1 protein-coding gene is annotated in these 1,181 nt (G+C 42.2%); it reads right to left on the bottom strand.

Features of this window, described 5'->3' with window-relative positions:
- Positions 1–1,181: hypothetical protein (locus DRF57_RS23795; protein WP_157969931.1), on the bottom strand; the 1,181-nt coding region annotated here is incomplete at both ends.

Here is a 1,181-nt window from a genome sequence, read left to right as displayed (position 1 = left end):
GATATATTGAGGAGCTGGTCCTGGGCAGGATCTGGAAAATAGGCAAAGTTTTCTTTAAAGACATAGTTTTTAAGGCTTTTTAGCTGGCTGTAATCATACTTATAAGCTTTCGTAAGCTGCTTCTTATAAGCCAAATTTTCATATTGATAGCTGTTTTCCTCCAGCAGTAAATAAGATTTCTCTTCTCCATAATTGGTATCTGCAGTATTATAAATCGCAGGTGGCCTTCCAATATTATATCCTGTATTGGGAACATAGCTAAACTTTTTCTCCACCGCACTTTTATTTTCTATAACCTCCGTGATATCGGTATAGGTCACCTTATTTTTTCTATGGTTAAAATTAGGAACCAAATTGTCCTGGCTGGCTGTATAGATATTGACTATATCTACAGATGGAAATGTACCAGACAGACATGACCTTGAAGTTTCACGCAGCGCTGCTCCTATATAATTCAGGTTATAGTCGGCAACCGAAGTCTGGGTGCTGGCCATATTGGCTAGAGGATTATAATAAAACTTCCGGGTATAGCTATGCCCTTCTACATCCGATTCTTTGATGGAGGAAACCCTGCTTCCTCCAAAATATACAGGTTCATACGTTGTAACGTCATGGGCATTATAGGTAACACCAGCTGCTCCGGATACTGCCCCGGTTCCCCCAACGCTGTATTCCACTTTATAGGTATGTCCGGCTACTGTATTTACAGGATAATAGGTTCCTCCCGCTTCGGAATCCATATATTCAGATGCCTTACGACTAGCTGTATAAACTACGGTTGCCGTTGTTTCATCCCTGATGGAGAAACTATGCCTGTCCCTTACTGGATCTGGCTCGCCACATGCCTCTACGGGATCATAAGATGCCGATGCAGAAAAATGGATAGGCTTTCCATTGGAAACAAACGTAAATGATTTCTTAGGATAATTATGTTGTGCATTACAGGGGTTATACCGGGCTTCCATACCACCTGTTTCTTCGACCACCCTGGTGATGGGGCCAGCGCTTGAATTGGGATCATAAAAAATCTCGGATATCCCTTTCGTAGAATGGGTAATCTGTTTTAAATTACCCACTGAAGCCCATGATGGCAGCACTTCTTTATTTGCAGAGAGTATCGTTAAGGGCATATAAGCTCCCAGCCCCTGGAAAATACCAAAATTATTGGTAGGACGGGGAGC

It is taken from the genome of Chryseobacterium rhizosphaerae (genome assembly GCF_003385455.1).
GTDB lineage: Bacteria > Bacteroidota > Bacteroidia > Flavobacteriales > Weeksellaceae > Chryseobacterium > Chryseobacterium rhizosphaerae.
The sequence above is the reverse complement of the archived record's forward strand: the minus strand, read 5'-3'. Positions and strand labels throughout refer to the sequence as shown.